The organism is Flavisolibacter ginsenosidimutans, from assembly GCF_007970805.1.
Taxonomy (GTDB): Bacteria; Bacteroidota; Bacteroidia; order Chitinophagales; family Chitinophagaceae; genus Flavisolibacter; species Flavisolibacter ginsenosidimutans.
The window spans coordinates 431,588-450,316 of record NZ_CP042433.1 but is presented as its reverse complement, the minus strand read 5'-3'; the positions used below and the strand labels follow the sequence as shown (position 1 = coordinate 450,316).

17 protein-coding genes are annotated in these 18,729 nt (G+C 45.9%); 3 read left to right on the top strand and 14 right to left on the bottom strand.

What is annotated here, in order from left to right; all coding sequences use genetic code 11:
• Positions 1-86: 86 nt before the first annotated feature.
• The 10 genes from rplT to FSB75_RS01680 form a co-directional block, all read right to left on the bottom strand.
• Positions 87-431, bottom strand: a complete 345-nt coding sequence (rplT, locus tag FSB75_RS01725) for a 50S ribosomal protein L20 (protein ID WP_146781816.1) — start codon at positions 429-431, stop codon at positions 87-89.
• Positions 432-509: 78 nt separating this feature from the next.
• Positions 510-707 carry a 50S ribosomal protein L35 gene (rpmI, locus tag FSB75_RS01720; RefSeq protein ID WP_146781813.1) on the bottom strand — a complete coding sequence of 66 codons (198 nt, stop codon included), beginning with the start codon at positions 705-707 and terminating at the stop codon, positions 510-512.
• Between the two features lie 192 nt (positions 708-899).
• Positions 900-2,414: an LTA synthase family protein gene (locus FSB75_RS01715; RefSeq protein ID WP_146781810.1), complete on the bottom strand. Its 1,515-nt coding sequence runs from the start codon at positions 2,412-2,414 to the stop codon at positions 900-902.
• 22 nt (positions 2,415-2,436) lie between these two features.
• On the bottom strand, positions 2,437-3,624 hold the full coding sequence (locus FSB75_RS01710) for a glycosyltransferase (RefSeq protein WP_146781807.1): 1,188 nt from the start codon (positions 3,622-3,624) through the stop codon (positions 2,437-2,439).
• Positions 3,621-4,883 (bottom strand): oligosaccharide flippase family protein, encoded by a 1,263-nt coding sequence (locus FSB75_RS01705; RefSeq protein ID WP_146781804.1) that lies wholly within the window; start codon positions 4,881-4,883, stop codon positions 3,621-3,623. The genes FSB75_RS01710 and FSB75_RS01705 overlap by 4 nt, the downstream gene beginning before the upstream one ends.
• 115 nt (positions 4,884-4,998) lie before the next feature.
• Positions 4,999-5,310 carry a hypothetical protein gene (locus tag FSB75_RS01700; RefSeq protein WP_146781801.1) on the bottom strand — a complete coding sequence of 104 codons (312 nt, stop codon included), beginning with the start codon at positions 5,308-5,310 and terminating at the stop codon, positions 4,999-5,001.
• Between the two features lie 100 nt (positions 5,311-5,410).
• Positions 5,411-6,175, bottom strand: coding sequence for a triose-phosphate isomerase (tpiA, locus tag FSB75_RS01695; protein ID WP_146781798.1), 765 nt, complete (start codon positions 6,173-6,175; stop codon positions 5,411-5,413).
• Between the two features lie 148 nt (positions 6,176-6,323).
• The gene (locus tag FSB75_RS01690; protein ID WP_146781795.1) at positions 6,324-7,505 is read right to left on the bottom strand and encodes a putative sugar nucleotidyl transferase; all 1,182 of its coding nucleotides are present in this window, start codon (positions 7,503-7,505) and stop codon (positions 6,324-6,326) included.
• 147 nt (positions 7,506-7,652) lie between these two features.
• A complete protein-coding gene (locus FSB75_RS01685) occupies positions 7,653-7,901 on the bottom strand; it encodes a type B 50S ribosomal protein L31 (RefSeq protein ID WP_146781792.1) in 249 nt (82 codons plus the stop codon).
• A 128-nt stretch (positions 7,902-8,029) separates the two neighbouring features.
• Entirely contained in the window at positions 8,030-8,521 is a 492-nt protein-coding gene (locus tag FSB75_RS01680; protein ID WP_146781789.1) for a YajQ family cyclic di-GMP-binding protein, read from the bottom strand.
• A gap of 137 nt (positions 8,522-8,658) precedes the next feature.
• On the opposite strand from FSB75_RS01680, the gene FSB75_RS01675 reads away from it, so the two are divergent.
• Entirely contained in the window at positions 8,659-9,675 is a 1,017-nt protein-coding gene (locus FSB75_RS01675; RefSeq protein ID WP_146781786.1) for a beta propeller repeat protein, read from the top strand.
• Positions 9,676-9,741: 66 nt separating this feature from the next.
• On the opposite strand, the gene FSB75_RS01670 is transcribed toward FSB75_RS01675, so the two are convergent.
• From FSB75_RS01670 to FSB75_RS01660, 3 genes are all read right to left on the bottom strand, one after another.
• Complete coding sequence (locus tag FSB75_RS01670) at positions 9,742-10,413, bottom strand: hypothetical protein (protein WP_146781783.1); 672 nt, start codon at positions 10,411-10,413, stop codon at positions 9,742-9,744.
• 120 nt (positions 10,414-10,533) lie between these two features.
• Positions 10,534-11,937: a dihydrolipoamide acetyltransferase family protein gene (locus FSB75_RS01665; protein WP_146781780.1), complete on the bottom strand. Its 1,404-nt coding sequence runs from the start codon at positions 11,935-11,937 to the stop codon at positions 10,534-10,536.
• A 243-nt stretch (positions 11,938-12,180) separates the two neighbouring features.
• Complete coding sequence (locus tag FSB75_RS01660; protein ID WP_146781778.1) at positions 12,181-13,446, bottom strand: competence/damage-inducible protein A; 1,266 nt, start codon at positions 13,444-13,446, stop codon at positions 12,181-12,183.
• Positions 13,447-13,483: 37 nt separating this feature from the next.
• Here FSB75_RS01660 and dacB point away from each other — a divergent pair, with 37 nt between their 5' ends.
• Entirely contained in the window at positions 13,484-14,887 is a 1,404-nt protein-coding gene (gene dacB / locus FSB75_RS01655; protein WP_227990742.1) for a D-alanyl-D-alanine carboxypeptidase/D-alanyl-D-alanine endopeptidase, read from the top strand.
• Positions 14,888-14,997: 110 nt separating this feature from the next.
• Here the strand turns inward: dacB and FSB75_RS01650 are convergent, their stop codons facing one another.
• A complete protein-coding gene (locus tag FSB75_RS01650) occupies positions 14,998-15,408 on the bottom strand; it encodes a DoxX family protein (protein ID WP_146781776.1) in 411 nt (136 codons plus the stop codon).
• 167 nt (positions 15,409-15,575) lie between these two features.
• Between FSB75_RS01650 and FSB75_RS01645 the strand changes: the two genes are divergently transcribed.
• On the top strand, positions 15,576-18,611 hold the full coding sequence (locus FSB75_RS01645) for a tetratricopeptide repeat protein (protein ID WP_146781774.1): 3,036 nt from the start codon (positions 15,576-15,578) through the stop codon (positions 18,609-18,611).
• Positions 18,612-18,729 lie beyond the last annotated feature (118 nt).

Below are 18,729 nucleotides of genomic sequence, written 5' to 3'. Positions count from 1 at the left end.
ATTTTTCAGGAAATGAAAAAGCCCTTCGGCTGAAGGGCTTTAATGTATTTCATGCAGAATCCTAACAGTTCCTGCCAACCTTACTTCTACTTTACCTGTGCAACCAAAGCCTTAAAGCTCTCGGCGTTGTTCATCGCCAAATCAGCCAACACCTTGCGGTCAAGCGTGATGCCTTTTTGGTTCAGCAGGTTTATGAATTGCGAGTACGTTAAACCTTCTTCGCGAACGGCCGCGTTGATACGGGCAATCCACAAACGGCGGTATTCTCTTTTCTTCAGTTTGCGGCCCACGTAGCTGTAGGTCATTCCTTTTTCCACTACGTTTTTGGCAACGGTGTAAACATTTTTACGCTTGCCGTAAAAGCCCTTGGCTTGTTTTAAAATTCTTTTTCTCCGTGCTCTGGAAGCAACGGCGTTAACGGAACGAGGCATATAAAATAAGTTTTAAGTTCTAAGTTTTAAGTTTCGAATCTGCCACCGGCTCATTGCTGATTGCTGAAAGCTGATCGCTTATTTCAGGCGCAACAAGCGTTTTACAAAATCAAGATTTGCTTTTGCTACGGTGCCGTCTTTGCGCAAAGCCCGTTTCCGTTTTTTTGATTTTTTAGTGAGAATGTGACGCTTGAAAGATTTCTGGTGTGTGATCTTACCCGTGCCCGTTACTTTGAAACGCTTTTTGGCACTGGAGTTTGTTTTAACCTTTGGCATTTTAAAATGCTTTATTGTTCAGCCCTTGAGGCGTTCTCCACCGGGAGAAACTTAGGGAGCCTTTTTGGAGCAATGTCTTCTTTTTACAGAAGAGGCGCAAAGATAAGGCTCACGTGCAAACAGACCTACTGAAAGCTGAATAATTTTGTTAAGGCTATGGCTTGCGTACAAGCAGCACACTTGGAAAACAAATTAGTTGTTGATCAGGTAAACACTACTATCTCTTAACATCGGGTAAGACAGGCAAAAATATTTATTCAGTACCACGCGAAAGGAATTGACCGGGCTGATGCCGTCGTAAAGCCGGTTGTAATCCTGATCAGAAAAGAAATAGGCGTTCAGGTTCATGAATTCCTTGTTGCGATTGGTAACCGAATCGTAGTCCCGAAACCCGTGGTCGCCTTCTATCATTACCACTTTTGGCCGGTGGCTCTTTGCCGCGGCAATTGGAATTAGCTGTTTTAGCAATACGTTGGAGAATTTGACTTGTTCAAGATAGGCCTCTTTCAGCGTGCGCACCACCGTATCAGGAACTTCCTTTCCGTCCCCGTTTAAATAAAATGGTTCATGTGGCAACATCAGGTGCACGTAAACGAATCGCGGCGCCTCTGCTTCGGTCTGCAACTCTTTAAGCAAAGCCTGCCAATTATAATTGTTACGGTAAAGATGATACGCCTTGTTTTGCCTGTAGCTTTCAGGAATGCGGGAAGTACCGGTAAAAATATTCTTAACGGTAAAATTCCAGCCAATGTCTCGTTTAATTCTCGAATAAAGCGTTTGATCGTCAATTTGCTTCGAATAAGCGTCTTTGAAATAAGGGTCTGTCTTTAAAGGAGCATCTTTTAAATCGAAACACCCAAAATTTTTTACGCCGTATCCCTGCTTCTTTAAAAAGGAAAGCAAATGATTGTTCCGAAAGGTTTCCATCGCTTGTACAAAAGTTTTGCTGGTTACCTTGTCTTTTTCCAGTGCGGGTTTAAGGTATTGCCCCTCAAATGTTGACGAAAGCGAAAAGGGTGTCGCGTTGTAATTGCTTCGCGATGACTTGGATACAAAAAAATGGTTTGCCTGAAAAGTAGAATCTGTCGGGCTGTTATCGTAGCTAAATTCTTCTTTCAAACACTGCGAACTTGTGTAACCGTCGAACACTACAAAAAAAATATCGGGCTTTTCTACCTCGCATGCAGTGTTTTGCCGCCACGCATTGTGCCCTGCCGCCAAATTGTTTTCTTCGGCTTTTCCGCTCAGTGCAGCGTACACCATCATTATCAGTTCAAAAACAACCAAAACACCAAGCAAATTGCGAACGTACACCACCGGCCGTTGCGGTTGGTACCGCGTTCGTTTAAGCCATAGAAAAACGCTAACAACAAGAATGAACAAAAAGGGCAATAAAAACTTATACGAACTGATAAAACGGTTCCCCGCGATTGACTTTAACCCGTCGTGAAAAGCGCCGAAGAAAAAAAAGAGAAACAAGAGAAAAAAAGAAAAAGCGGTTGCTTTTGCCGGTGACCGCAACAACAAAACAGCAATGGCCGCCACGCCACCGGTTATCAGCGCATAAAAGAGAAACAACCGAAACACAACCAATAGCGAAAGCAATCCAAAATTCTCGTTGTAGCCGTGAAGCAGGAAAAAAACAGGCAAAAGCAAAAGGCACCACAGTTGTTTAAACTTCGCTATTGGTTGGATGTTTATCATCATGCCATTCTAAATATCAACCCGTTTAGCAATCCGCCGCATGTTCTTTGTACCATACTTCAAACTGCGCTCCTATACGAGTATAATTAAATTTTTTAATTGTGTAACCGGCTATTTCCTCTTTGTCGAATTGCGTTTTGTTTTGAATGAAATAAAGGATTTGATCGGAGAGCGCAACCCCATTTTCGGCAGCCGCAAACATTCCGTTGAAGCCGTCCGTTACGTTTTCACGCAAAACGGGAATGTCGCTGACGATTACAGGAACTCCACAGGCGTTTGCCTCAATCAACACGCAACCAAACGTTTCGTAACGCGAATAAAGAATCAAGGCATCGGCGTTTTGCACAAATTTAACCAACTGCTCTTGCGGCATTTCACCACGAAAAAATATATCATTCTCCAAACCATACCGGCGCACCAGCGCCTTCAATCCGGGCATTTGCGGACCAATAACGTCAAGTGTAAACAAACAGCCTTTCTGTTTCAAAATTGAGAATGCCTCAACAATGGCTTCGGGGTTTTTTTGATAGGTTAACGTAGATACGTGAACAAAACGGTTTGCGGAATGACTGCTCTCTTTCCTGTAAAAAAATATCTTTTCGTCAACTACATTTGGAATAACTGCGGGCTTGGAAACCCCAAAAAGTTGTTGAAGCCGTTGACCCAAATAATCCGATACGACCATTACGCCAGCAGCCTGTCTCATAATTTTTTTAATGAGATAGCGGTTGGAAAAAGGAAGGTTGGGAAAACCGGGTTCCGCTCCGGGTAAATAAATCGTCCATTGTTCCGAAAGAACATACGCCAGTCCGAAACGCTTTTTAAGCCACAGCGCAATCACACCGGCTTTGAATGCAATGTACAGATGCACAAGTTTTGGTCTTCCTTCCTCTTTCAGGCATTTTAACACAGCCGCCTTGTATAACCTCACGTAAATCCGAAACGACAACAACCTTTCCAGCCATTTGAATTTCATTGGCCGCAGGTAATAATAGATCAGCGTTTCTTTTAATTCGCCTTCGGATTTTGTTTCGGTTAATATACTGGAAGTAATCGCGGCCGACGGGTCCCGCATCACATAAATAACATGCACTTTCTCCGTTAACGAAACAGCCCTTGCGTGCCGTTGAATAAAATCGCCGTTGTAAGGCTCAGCTTTATTTGGGTACCACGAAGGCAACCATAAAACATAAGATGATTGTATGTTTTTCAACCGGCAACTGACTTTAGAAGTTTTAAGAGGCCTTTTTGCGGGGGCAATAATAGAGATTTCCACGTAAACGAAAACCGGCTTCTTAAAAGGAAAAGATAGAGTATAAAAACGAGTGTGTAAGCAAACGAGTTGGCACACGCCGCTCCGCTAATACCAAAGCGAGGAATCAGCAGCATGTCGGCGAATAAGACCAATACAAAACAACAGGAACTGCAAAGCAGGTTATCCGTAAATCTTCCGGACCAGGAAAAATAAGCACCGTAATAAATAACGGCCGCCCAAAAGAAATAACCCGGCATCATCAGGAAGAACGCGGGTAATCCAATTCGGTACGCAGGGTTCAGGTAATAGAAATAAATGATGGTTGCGCCGCTCAACGCAGCCGCTGCACCAACTAAATTGCCGTAAAAGGCCGTGCTGAAAATTTTTGATACTTCGCTTTTCGACAACTGTGCAAATTTTGGGACCAGCAGTTGTGCCATAATGTTGGGAACTACCCAAACAAGGTTCGTAAACTTGTTTGCGATTGCATAAACACCTACATCAGCATTTCCGTGAAAATATTTAATCAGCCAAAAATCTATCCGGTAAGCCAAAAGCTGAATGACGTTCGTTATCATAACCACAGAAGACAATTTCAGCGCCTGCGCAAATTCAACGAGTTTGAAGATTTGCTTCTCCTCCGTTTTGTAATACCGATACAAAATAGACAACAGTCCAAGACCTTGCAACAAGCTTTGCAGCGCAAACAACTCCATAACCGTTGCAAAGTCCGCCTTCGCAACAAACGAAAGCAACAACAAAACAACCAAGTAAAACAGAGCAACAATTGTCAAAAAAACATTTGCAAGACGGGCTTTTTGAAAGGCATACAGAAGGGCTAAATATTTCTCGGTAAGCAGCAGTCCCAAAAAATATAAAATGTCCGTCCAGAAATCAGCAGAGCTTTCATCGGAAAGCAAGGTTTTTTTCCAAACCAACAAGCTGCCACACTCCAATGCCAGAAACAAAACAAGCTGAACGGCCACCGCACCAAGGGTGAATTGTGCGGCTTGGCTAAACCCCCATTTGTTATTGGTCACCTTGTGAAGAAGAAGGCTGTCCGTACCTAAACCGGTAACAATGCTCAACAAAGACGCATTTAAAATAACCAGCGAAATAATTCCAAATTGTCCGGGCAGCACAAGTTTGCTTAACACTAGCCCGGCGAGGAAGGTCAGGAGCAGGTACACCGTACGAACAATGGCGGATATCAGCATTTGATTTGTTTGGCCACAAATGATTTGAAACCGTCGCACAAATTAAAAGCAAACGGTTTTGAAAAAGCGGGAAAAATCATTGCTAACGCTTAGCAATGCAGCCGCCTCTGCATATCTACACCGGCCGAATGCGAATAAATTCTCTTCGTTTTATGTAATAAAGAAAAAGAAGATAAAGGAGAGGCGTAATGCTGAACAACCAAAGAACCACCAGGCCAGACGACAGGCCCATAAAAAAAAGCATCATCATGAAAATTGCACCGCCAATCAACACATCGTTTTCAACAATGCACGCAATGGCAAAATAACGCGTACGCTGCGGAGCGTAATTTATTTGCACCGGCGCGGTAATGTGAAAACCATCGGTTACCACAAGCCGCGCCGGATTGGTGGGCACAGTAACTACAACGGGCTTACCTTTTTTCAATGGATAAATGTGCATGCCGTTCACCACCAGCCGCAGGCTTAAAAAGCGCAGGAGTAAGTGATTTTTCTGGACGACAACAATCTGGTATTGCTGGACGGGCTTAATGCTTTAAGGCTTTTATGATTTGAATGAATTCTGCCGCGTTGAGCGAAGCACCACCAACCAAGCCGCCGTCAACATCCGGCGAGTGAAAGAGTTCTTCTGCGTTGGAAGCCTTTACACTGCCGCCGTATAAAATCGTTACGTCTTGCGCCACGTCTTCGCCCCACTTGCCGGCCAATACAGAACGGATAAAAGCATGCATTTGTTGTGCCTGTTCCGAAGTGGCCGTTTTGCCTGTGCCGATGGCCCAAATGGGTTCGTAAGCAATCACGATTTTTTTCAGTTCGCTTGCTGAAAAATCAAACAAAGCTTTTTCCATTTGCGTCTTTACAAAATCGTTTTGCTTTCCTTTTTCCCGAACGTCCAGCGCCTCGCCGCAGCAAAAAATTGGTGTAATGTTTTCGTCCAGACAGAGGACAAGTTTTTGTTGCAGTATCTCGTCAATCTCGCCGTAATATTCTCTTCGTTCGCTGTGGCCGACGATGCAGTATTCAACGCCAATAGACGAAAGCATCTCCACCGAAACTTCGCCGGTATAGGCACCGCTTTTTTTGTTGCCGCAGTTTTGGGCGGCAACGGCATAGCCCTTTCGTTTGGCAACTTTTTCGTTGACCATTATCAGGTAAGGAAAAGGCACGGCAACAACGACCTGTCCGTTTTCGGTTGGGTTTATATTCTCCGATAAAATTCCATCGAGCAAGGCTTCTGCTTTGTCGAGTGTAAGATTCATTTTCCAGTTGGCCGCGGCAATTTGTTTACGCATAAGATTAAAGTTTACGTGTTTACTTGTTCACGTGTTCACTTGTTGGCGTACAACCATTCAAACGTGCTTGTTCTTGCGATCACAAAGCGTTTCTAACCATTACAACGAACAAGTGAACACATGAACCGGTGAACAAGTGAACATAATTTTAGTAGTGTTCAAAGATATGTTTGAGAATAATTTTTTCTGAAGACGTCAACGCACTCCCTTTCAAAATTTTCCAGTTATTGACGTCAACCAATGCTTTGTCCAATTCATAGCGTTGCAATCCGTCGCTGCCCCAGGAAAAGGAAGGAATGAATTTTGGCGTTAAGCCGTTGCCGTAAACGTTGGCGCAAGCGCCAACCACTGTTCCGGTATTGATGGAAGTATTGATGGCGGTGCGGGAATAATCGCCCATAAACACACCACATTTTAAGCCCACATTTACCGGCCCATCCGGCGTCCAGACAATAATGCCCGATGCGGTATTTTTTAGATTGGAATTGGACGTGCCTGCGCCCCAGTTACACCACTCTCCTACCACTGAATCGCCCATGTAACCGTCGTGCGCCTTGTTTGAATAACCAAACAAAACAGAGTTCTTTATCTCGCCGCCAACGGTACATTTGGGCCCGACGGTTGTGCCTTCATAAAGCCGTGTACCCATTTTCACCACGGCCTCGTCGCAAACGGCAACCGGCCCGCGAAGCAATGAGCCTTCCATGACCACCGCGTCTTTCCCGATGTAGATTGGACCAGCCTGCGCATTCAAAAAACAACATTCTACCGTTGCGCCTTTTTCAATAAAAATATTAGCGGGATCACAGACGTTGTTGGTAGCAGAAATTTTTTCCGGCTTGCGACCGCTTGTAAGCAGTTCAAAATCCTGTGCAATGGCACGGGCGTTGAGGCCAAAAATATTCCACGGTGCTTTTATTTCGTTGAGTTCTTCGTCAATTTCAACCGGCTTTCCTACTTTGATGTTGTGCTCGTCAATCACTTCCGCTCTTGAAACACAATACACAAAACTTTCCTTTTCGGGCACCGACAAAAATTCACCGGCTTTTAATTTTTTGACCTGCTTGATTATCTTTTTCGTCGGCAGTACATTGCCGTGAACAAGATAAATTGTGTCCTTGCCAATCGTCTTTTCGTCAAGCCGAACGGCCCGTTCCAAATCCTTGTAATCGTCTTCAAACTTGTCAAAAGAAGGGCAATTGAGATAAAGTTCCCATTTCTCCCGGATGGTTAAAATACCCACGCGAATGTCCTGCACCTGGCGGGTAAGCGTGAAGGGAAAAAGGTTTCGGGGGTTGCAAAACTCTTCGGTGAATACAATTTTACGCATGGCAAAGAGGGTTTGACCGTAAAATTTGAAGAGCCGAAGGTATGCGTAAAACGGAAAGGAAAAGAACGGAGCCTGAACGGCACAGGCCCAAAAAGAAAATCCCGTTCGCCTAAGGCAAACGGGACGAGTATGTTTTGAACGAAAGAATTACTTCTTCGCGTATTTTTTGTTGAATTTGTCAATACGGCCGGCGGTATCAACCAATACGTTTTTGCCGGTAAAGAAAGGATGCGAAGTATTGGAAATCTCCAACTTAATCAGGGGATATTCGTTACCGTCTTCCCATTTAGCGGTTTCTTTGCTGGCAGCCGTAGAGCGGCTTAAAAAGCTGTAACCGTTGCTCATGTCTTTGAAAATCACGTAACGGTAGTTGGCGGGATGAAGATCCTTTTTCATAAAAATTTATTTAACTGCGGTTGTTGTTGCTTGATTGAAGGCGCAAAAGTAGGGAAACGAGCTTTAAAAACGAAGCTGCGGGAAAGAAAATTTGTTAAGCCCTTGTTGAAAGCGGGCGGCGGCCTCTCTTAGCTTCGCATGTTCTCGTACTGTAACGGAAGGCCTAGGTCCCATCCTTTGGAGGCTTGAATAACGCTTTGCAGGTCATCAATTTTTTTGCCGGCTACTCGCACCAGGTCGTCGTTGATAGACGCCTGCACTTTGAAGCCGCCGTCCTTTATCAGCTTCACAATTTTTTTTGCGTCTTCCTGCTTGAGGCCGTTGCGAACGTCAATTTCCTTTTTCCAAACCTTACCGCTTTGATGACCTTCTTTCGACGTGTCGAAGGCTTCCGGCGCAATGCCTTGTTTGTGCGCCCGGCTAATGAGCACATCAACCAACTGGCGCATTTGCATGTCGCCGTCGGTTTCAAGATTCAGTTTGAAATCTTTTTTGTTGAGGTCAATCACCACGTGTGCATTTTTGAAATCAAAGCGGTTTGTGATTTCTTTTTTGGTCACGTTCACGGCGTTGTCGAGGGCTTGTGCATCTACTTTGGAAACAATGTCAAACGAAGGCATGGCTAAAGGTTTGGGTTAAAAGTCAAAAATAAAAATCAAAAGCCAAAAAATCTTCTTCGCGTAACGGTCTTTTGAATTTTGCGTTTTGAATTTTGACTTTTCTGTTGCCTATCTTGCTGTCCCAAATCAGGACACCGATGAAAAAACTTTGTTTTCTTCTCTCCTTCCTTGTTGCCTTAACATCCTTTGCACAAACACCAAAAATCGAAGCGCTTACCTCAGGCAAAAAAACATCGCTGCGCGGCTTGAGCGTGGTCACAGACAACGTGCTTTGGGTAAGCGGCAGCAACGGCACGGTGGGCACGTCGCTCAACGGCGGCAAAGACTGGAAATGGTTTCAGGTAAAAGGATTTGAGAAGGCGGATTTCCGCGACATTGAAGCCTTCGACGGCGCAACGGCCATTGTCATGTCAGTGGATACGCCTGCTTATATTTTGCGCACAACCGATGGCGGCTACAACTGGAAAGTGGTGTACGAAAATCACAAGCCCGGTATGTTCCTCGATGCAATGGAATTCTGGAACAGCGAATCGGGCATTGTGGTAGGCGACCCGATTGACGGCAAAATTTTTATTGCCCGCACCTTCGACGGCGGCTATTCCTGGAAAGAACTTCCCGAGCAATACAAACCCAAAGCCGAAAAAGACGAAGCCTGCTTCGCGGCAAGCGGCACCAACGTTCGTGCACTGGACCGGGACGAAGCTGTTTTTGTAACCGGCGGTGCATCGTCAAATGTTTTCATTCGGGCCGATAAAATCAGGTTGCCGATTGTGCAGGGGAAAGAAACTACCGGCGCCAATTCAATTGCGGTCTGGGACAACAAAAAAGAAAACGGCGGCAAGAAGATGATTGTCGTAGGCGGCGACTTTAGCAAGGACAGTTCATCGCTAAACAATTGTTTTTATTCGAACAATCGAGGCAAGAGTTGGACAGCGCCGAAGGCGCCGCCGCACGGCTACAAAAGCTGCGTGGAATACATCACCGAAAAGCATTTGGTTACCTGCGGCACCAGCAGCGTTGATTACTCAACCGACGGCGGCGAAACCTGGAGCCTGCTCAGCAAAGAAGGCTATCACGTTGTGCGAAAAGCAAAGGACGGAACAGCGGTTTACCTTGCCGGAAGCAACGGCAAGGTGGCGAAGTTTGTGGAGTAAGTTTTTAGAAATTACGCAGCTGAATAGAATCACCCACGGTCTCAGAACATTGTGCCGATATTATCGCTAAGGCTCTAAAAAAAGTTTAGAAGCAGGTTGGTAAACTTGCAGATTTAGTTCTCTGTTTAAATACAACAAGAATTGGTCTATCCGGCTGGAGTTAGAATCAACAAAGCGATAAAAATACGGGTCAAGATATTCATAATAACGATAAGCATCTTGGGATGAAACTTCAAAATTTACGAAGGCTCCATGACACGCAACACTACCTTTCTTTTTCAATTCCTCGTTGTACCCCGGCATATTGCTAACTCCTAATTGCCGCAATGAATCAGCGAAAGCAACCCATCCTGATTTCGGCAGTACTCCTAGGCGTTTGCTATAAATAATGACGGAATCACCATTAGCTGAACTACCAAAACTGCATACCTCCAAACTTCCTTGGCTTCCTTGTTTCCGAATGCCAACTACAAAGTCGGGCGAAGGAAGATTCCAAAACCAAATCCGGATGTACTCTTCACTTGTTCCTTTGTTGATCGCAGGTAAACTCATTAACCGTGAAAGATTGGTAAGAAAAGGCTCCTTTCTGTTTCCTTTTGCGCGGCTATCTTCTGCGTAAAGAACGGCACGACGGGTAGTATCTACAAGCACTTGGCTGTGATACTGCTCATCGTCAAGAAGTTTAGATTTGCAACTAATAGCAAACAAAAAACACAGCAGCGTAAAACGTACAGGCATAAACAATTGTTTGGATTGGAGCTTAATGAATTTACCAATCTACTCCGGTTTTCATTGAAACTCACGAACACAGAGCCAAACGCTGCCGAATATTTTCTGTATGGATGAAAACTTTCCGCCTTAGTACTGCCGGTTCACATCAAACCTTTCCAACTCATTCGCCACAGCCGTTAAGAACGTTGCACCCAAACTTCCGTCCACAATGCGATGATCGTAACTCATGGACAAATACATCATGTGGCGGATGGCAATACTATCGCCCTGCGGCGTTTCAATCACCACCGGGCGTTTTTTAATGGCGCCAACGGCCAGTATCGCCACTTGTGGTTGATTAATGATCGGCGTGCCCATTAAGCTTCCGAACGTCCCAACGTTTGTCAGCGTAAACGTACCGTCGGAAATATCTTCCGGTTTTAGTTTGTTGTTGCGTGCATTGTCGGCCAGACCGTTCACTTGCTTGGCCAAGCCAACCAAATTATAACCATCGGCGTTTTTAATCACGGGGACAATTAAGTTGCCGTTTGGCAAGGCCGCAGCCATGCCAATGTTGATGTCTTTTTTGACAATGATCCTGTTGCCGTCAACCGAACTGTTGATAAGCGGAAAGCGTTTGATGCAACGGATGATCGCTTCAACAAACAAAGGGGTGAACGTGATCTTCGTGCCTTCACGCTTTTCAAAATCCTTCTTTACTTTTTCGCGCCACATCACCAGGTTGGTTACGTCGGCTTCGGTAAACGATGTGACGTGCGGCGACGTGTGTTTGCTGCGCACCATGTGGTCGGCAATAAGCTTGCGCATGCGGTCCATCTCAATGATCTCCACGTTGCCGGTGTAAGTTGCAAGCTGGTTGTTCTGCGGCCCTTCTTTTTGTTCCACCCTCTCTATTGGGATCACCATCTCCTGCCGCGTTTCGTGTTGTGCTTTGTGCTCGGCGTGTTCAACTCTTTCAGCCGGTTCGCCAACTTTGTCGCTGCGCTTGTGGCTTACGTACTGTAGAATGTCCTTCTTTGAAACGCGGCCCTCTGCACCAGTGCCTGGGATGTTTTCCAACTCCGACATGCTGATGCCTTCCTGTGCGGCAATGTTTAGCACAAGCGGCGAATAAAATTTGTTTGTGGTTTGTAGTTTATCGTTCGAGGCTTCGCTGGCCGCTGTTCGATGATCGTTGGCCGTTGGCCGTTGTTCGTTTACCGGTTTTTGGCTTTCGGTGGAATGCTGAAAAGAAGTTTCGGTTTGCGGCGTTGTCTGTGGACCATTGACAGCGGACTGTTGACTATCCGCTCCCGTTCTCACCCGCGCAATCACCGCTCCAATCGGCACAACATCGTTCACGTTATAAAGAATTTCATCCAGCACGCCTTCCGCCGTCGAGGGCACTTCCGTGTCCACTTTGTCAGTAGCAATTTCCAGCACGGTTTCGTCCATTTTTACCGCGTCGCCGGGCTTTTTAAGCCATTTTAAAATCGTTGCTTCCATGATGCTTTCGCCCATCTTCGGCATTACCAGGTCAACAGTCGCCATAAATAAGTTTGAGGTTTGAAGTTTGAGGTTCGGGGTTCTTTCGGTCAAACGCTCCGCCTTTTACATTTTAGATTTTATATTCTACGTTTTACATTTTGAACCCAGCGGCATTGCTACTATCAGCGTCCGTTGCGTCGCACTCTTCAGGGTTCAGAACAATGCTGAACAAAAAGTGGAAGCAAAATGAATAGCAAGCAATCGTTCCGCTGAAATTTTTCAGCGCCCAAAAATAAGCAAACGCAGTTAATCGTTTTCCGCGTCTTCCAGCACGGCCTTGCGCAGCATGTTCAAGGCCGTGTGCACGGTTAATTCCACGTTGCGGCCACGGTCAAAACGAAAGTTGGATTTCTGCGCTTTTACTTTCCCTTCTTTGTTCGCTACGGCAATCCAAACGGTGCCAACCGGTTTTTCTGGTGTGCCTCCATCCGGCCCCATAATTCCCGATGTAGCCACGGCATAATCGGTTTTTAATTTCTTGCAGGCGCTTATTGCCATCTGCGTTACAGCTTCTTCGCTCACCGCGCCAACGCTTGTCAGCGTTTCCTCTTTCACTTCAAGCATGTCTTTTTTCGCCTCGTTTGCATAAGAAACAATGCCGCCATTAAACACCGCCGACGAACCCGCAACGGACGTTATTAAACTTGCGATGGTTCCGCCCGTACAGCTTTCGGCCGTTGCCACCGCTTTCGCCTTTTCTTTCAGCAGTTTCACCACCGCTTCCTGTATTGGTATGTCCTCATCGGCCACCATCCATTCCTTCACCAGCGATTTTAGTTCGGCAAACTTTTCGTCCACTTCTTTTTTGATTGCCGCTTCGTCTTCACCTTTTGCAGTCAAGCGCAAGCGCACCATACCGTAAGCCGGTAAATATGCAAGCTTGACATAGGCAGGTAAAGCCGTTTCAAAGTCCAGAATTGTATCCGCCAAAAACGATTCGCCGATGCCCGCCGTCAACAAGGTTCGGTGCGCAACCGCGGGCAAGCGAAAGACTGATTTTATTTTTGGCAACACACCGCTTTGCATCAGTCCTTTCATTTCGTGCGGCACACCGGGAAGCGAAAAGTAGTGTACGTCCTCCTGATTAAAATACATGCCCGGTGCTGTTCCTCTCCCGTTCGGCAATACTTCGCAGTTTGCGGGCACAAGCCCTTGCGAAAGATTGCGTTCAGTTATCGGTCTTGCTAATTTTTGAAAAATATTTTCAACGTTTGTTGTTGCGCCTTCGTCGCGTATTAATTCCGTGTTGAAGTATTCGCAAAGCGCGGGTTTTGTAATGTCATCTGCGGTTGGACCGAGACCGCCGGTAATGATGAGAATGTTGCTCTGTTTTGCTTCATCGCCAAGCGTTGTAAGAATGGCTTCTTTGTCGTCGGCAATGGCCACGCGGCGGCGCACCCATGCGCCGATCTTGTTTAATTCCTGTGCAATGTAAGCGCTGTTGGTATCAATGGTTTGCCCGATCAAAAGTTCATCGCCGATGGTAATGATGCTCGCGGTCACTTCGTGCATGATGGAAAGCCTTTATTTTAGCGCAATGTACAAAAGGATGAAAAGAACGTTTTGGCTGTTGATTGTTGCTTGTCTTTCATCGCAACTCCACGCACAAACCGCAAGTGATAATCTTGCAAAAGCATGGTCAACATTTGAAGCCGATTCGCAACTTCAAAGCGCTGTTGCTTCCATCTACGTCATTGATGAATCAAGCGGTGCGGTTGTCTTCGACAGGAACTCACGCATTGGTCTCGCACCCGCATCAACGCAAAAAATTATTACTGCTGCTGCTGCATATGAAGTCCTTGGAAAAGACTTTCGCTTTCAAACAAAATTTGGTTATTACAGCGGCATAAAAAGAGGACGGTTAGCAGGAAGCATTGTTGTTCTTCCTTCTGGCGATCCTACGCTTGGAAGCTGGCGTTGGAAAAGCACGACGGAAGATTCGGTAACGCGGCGCATTGTGAAAGGGCTTGCGCAAACGGGCATTCAATTTTTTAATGGATTTTCAATTGATGAAAGCGGCAAAGACGAAGAAGCCATTCCGGGCGGCTGGATTTGGGAAGACATCGGCAACTATTACGGAGCCGGCGCAACGGCGCTGAACTGGCGGGAAAACCAATACGATTTGATTTTAAAATCGGGCAAAAACATTGGCGATTCTGTTTTAATTACGGGTACAAAGCCGGCGCTTTACGATTACAGCATTACATCAAAACTGAAAGCCGCAGCCAAAGGCACGGGCGACAATTCCGTCATTTATTTTCCGGTAACAACATCAGCACTTGTTGTACGCGGAACCATTCCGGCCGGTGAAGAAAGGTTTGTTGTATCGGGTGCAATGCCATCACCAAACGGACAATTTCTTGCCACGCTAACCGATTCGCTTGCACGGCGCGGCATTGCAAAAGAAGGCAGAGATGAAACGGTTTCACAAAGCAATTACGATGCAAGTAAACTCACCGTTTTTCATACCGAAGTTTCGCCGCCGCTCGACAGCATGAGTTACTGGTTTTTAAAACGCAGCATCAATCTTTACGGCGAAGCCTTTGCAAAACGAATCGCTATTGCCAGCAACCACCCGTTCACATCAGAAGACGGCGCAAACGTGATTGCAAATCTTTGGAGCAACAAAGGCATCGGTATTGATAGAAACGAGTTGCACACATACGACGGTTCGGGGCTTTCGCCGTTAAACCGCGTAACCACACACGCACAGGTCAGCGTTTTGCAGTATGCAAAAAAGCAAGCTTGGTTTAGCGGTTACTTTAGCGGCTTTCCGGAGTTTAACGGCATGAAGCTGAAAAGCGGCACCATCAACCGCGTGAAAAGTTTTTGCGGTTATCACACAAGCAAAGCCGGCAAAAGCTATATCGTATCGTACATCGTAAACAATTACAACGGTGCTTCGTCGTCGCTGGTGCAAAAGATGTACAAGGTGCTCAACGAGCTGAAGTAAATTATGAGTTATGAATTTAGAATTATGAATGCAGCGTATGAACGGTTTGGAGTTAGTCTATATTAGCACCGTGTTATTTTTCATTCATCGTTCATAGCTCATAACTTTTCTCACTTTCCAATCAATCTGTCCAAACTTGCTTTGCCAGGACCCGCAAAGAGAATGGTGAGAAAAGCAACAAGATAGATTCCCGCAAGTTCGCCTTCGCCAAAGAAATGTCCTTTGTTGGCAACGAACAGAGCTACGCACATGGCAATCACAATCGGGAAAGCCGCAAGTCTTGTAAACAATCCCAGAATAACGAAAGCCGCACAAAAGAATTCGGCAAAAACAACGAGTGAATAGGAAGCGGTTGAACCGATGCCAAAGGGATCGGCAAACTTGTGCGAACGCTGCGCAAAATGTTGCAATTTGTCAAAACCGTGCTGGATCATCATGAGGGAACCTGCGCCTACGCGAAGAACAAACAAAGCAACGGACAAGGCCGTGTCGGAAACACTTGTGCTGAACAATTTTTTCATAGTCAATTGAAAATCGGCTGCAAGTTTACAGAAACAAATCCATTCCCGCGGTCGCCAGATTTTTGTTAAACCTTGCCTATGTTAGCGCATACGGAACGAAGTTTGGCTCGCGGTAAAATAATCAGAAACTTTACAGCGTTTATCCCACAACGGAAATTTAGTTGACGATGAAGAAAATTTTCCTCCCCATCCTTGGCTGTTGCGCGACCGTATTTTCTTATTCGCAGCAAACCTTTTTTATCAAGTCTTCGCAAGACCGGTTTAACCAGGCAAAAGAATATTTTCAAAAAGAACAGTACAACCTGGCTTATCCCCTTTTCAAAGAGCTTCGCGAAAACCTTACCGAAAGCGACAAGATCAACCGCACGGTGGTAGCGCAGGAAGTTGAGTATTACACCATCGTCAGCTCGTTAAAACAAAACGAAAGCAACGCCGAACTGGAGGCGCAGGTGTATGCTGACGTGACAAAGAACAATGCTCGTGCGGAGATGATGCGTTTTCATTTGGCGGAATATTATTTTCGTCACCAACGCTTCTCCGAAGCCATTCCTCTCTACGAAAACGCCAACATCAGCAACCTGAATAACCGCGAGGTTGCCGACATGAAATTTCACCAGGGTTATTCTTATTTTACCCTGCAGCAGTTTGCAAAAGCAAAGCCTTTGCTGGATGCCATCAGGCAGGTGAAAGACGATCCGAATTACATTGATGCGAATTACTATTACGGGTTCATTGCCTTTCGCGACCGGCAATACAACGATGCGCTGTCTTCGTTTCGCATTGTCGAGAACGAAGAACAATACGCACCCATCGTTCCGTATTACATCGTGCAAATAAATTACGCACTGGGCAAGAAAGACGAAGCCGTTGCTTACGCGGAAGACAAATTAAAAAACGGCAAATCGCAGTTTTATGACCTGGAACTGCGGCAGCTTTTGGGTCATGCTTATTTTGAGAAAAAGCAATACGCCAAAGCCCTACCTTACCTCGAAGAATACGTAAGCAAATCGAAAAAAGTACGCCGTGAAGATTTATACGAGTTGTCTTATTCCTATTACAAAGCGAACAATTATCCAAAGGCCATTGAAGGCTTTAAGCAACTGAGCGGAAAAGAAGATTCGCTTAGTCAGCACGCCATGTACCTGCTGGCCGACGCTTATTTGAAAACCGGACAAAAAGCAAATGCCCGGAATGCCTTTTTGTTTTCATCAAGCAACAACAGCGATCCGGCACAAAAAGAAATCAGCCGTTTCAATTACGCCAAGCTTTCTTTTGAATTGGGTTATCAGGATGAAGCCTTAAAAAACCTGCAATCTTTTTTGAACGATTACCCGAATTCGCAATACCGTGACGAAGCAACGGAGTTGCTGGTAGGTGCACTGACGATTACGAACAATTACCGCGATGCCTTAACGCTTTTAGAAAGCATCAAGAATCCCACGCAGGCAGTGAAACGGTTTTTGCCGCGCATTTTATATGGCCGTGCTACAGAGTTGATCAATGACGGACGTTTGCCCGAAGCCGAGGCTTTGCTGGATCGTGCCTTGAAAGATCCGAACAACGCATCCGTATTGCCGTACATAAATTTCTGGAAAGGTGAATTGGCCTATCGCAACAACAAAATTGATGATGCCATTCGTTATTACAATGCTTACCTCAGCGCCGGTGCACCGGCTTCCGGCGAAGCCAACGAAAGAAGCGTGAAATACAATCTTGGCTATGCGTATTACCGCAAAGAAAACTGGCCGGTAGCGCAAACATTTTTTGAACCGTTATCAAGAGGCGCAGCATTGAACAGCGACCCGATTACGCAAGACGCTTACGTACGTACGGCTGATGTTTATTACATGAACCGCAACTTTTCGCAGGCAAGAGCGATGTACGATAAAGCCATCGGCTATTCCTGGCCTGCAGAAGATTACGCAACTTTTCAGAAAGCAATGATTGCTGGCATCAGCAATTCAACGGAAAAAGTGAATGCGTTGAACACCTTAATCCGGAAGTTTCCGCAATCAACTTTGGTGGGTGATGCCAACATGGAAATTGCCAACACCTATTTAGCGCAAGACCGTTTTCGTGAAGCGCTTCCGTACCTGAGCAACATCATTAACGCAAGCGGCAACACGAGCTTAAAGCCACAAGCTTATCTTAAATCAGGCATCGCGTATTACAACGCAGGTGACAACGAAAAAGCCATTGCGCAGTATAAACAATTGCTCAATGCTTACCCTAATTCGCCCGAAGCGGAAGATGCGTTGGACAATCTGAAAACAATCTACGTCACACAAGGAAGGCCCGGCGAATATGCCGACGTGGCAAGAAGCGCTGGCCGTCCGATAACAAGCACCGCTGAAGATTCCTTGACTTATTCTGCGGCAGAACTTCAATACGAAAACAACAACACGAACGGTGCGCTGCAAGCGTTTAACGATTACCTGCAACGCTTCCCTAACGGTGTAAAAGCGGTGAACGCTTATTTCTATCGCGGTGAGATTTACAACAGCCGCAAAGACTTTGCGAACGCAGTAAGCAACTACGCAGAAGTGGCCCGTCGTGCGCCGAACACATTTGCCGAAACGGCAATTTTGCAAGCGGCCCGGCTTAATTTCTTTGAACTAAAAAACTATCCTGAAGCCGAAAGATATTATGCGCAATTGAAGCAAATCACTTCAAGACAGGAGAACCGGCTAGAAGCCATGCGCGGGCTTTTGCGCAGCCAGTACCTCCAAAAGAAATGGAGCGACGCCGTTGACAACGCGAAAGATTTGATTGCGCAAAAAGGCGCATCGTCTGATGACAAATCGCTGGCGAACATGGCCATTGGCAAATCGGCGCAAATTGCCGGGCATTATGATGAAGCGTTGACTGCATTTAAAGCCGTTGTGGCCGTAAACAAAGCGGAGGTAGGTGCGGAAGCCCGGTACGAAGTGGCCAACACCTGGTTTATGACAGGCCGTTACCCTGATGCGGAGAAAGCAGCCTTTGAAGTGGTGAACAAAAGCGGTTCGTACGATTACTGGGTAACGAAAGCTTACATCTTGCTGGGCGATATTTATCTCAAGCAAAAAGATTATTTCAACGCAAAAGCAACCTTTCAAAGCATTGTGCAAAACAGTTTAAACGCAGAACTGAAAGCCGAGGCACAAAGCAAGCTGGATGCGGTAACCGCAGAAGAAGCAAAGAGCAGCAAGGTGGGAATGTGAGAACGATTAGCTGATTAGCCGATGCAACAATTAGCTAATTGGCTGACGCACGTACAAGTACATACCGTTAGCATGTACTTCGGAACACCGAAAACAAATTTTAATTGCAACATCACGA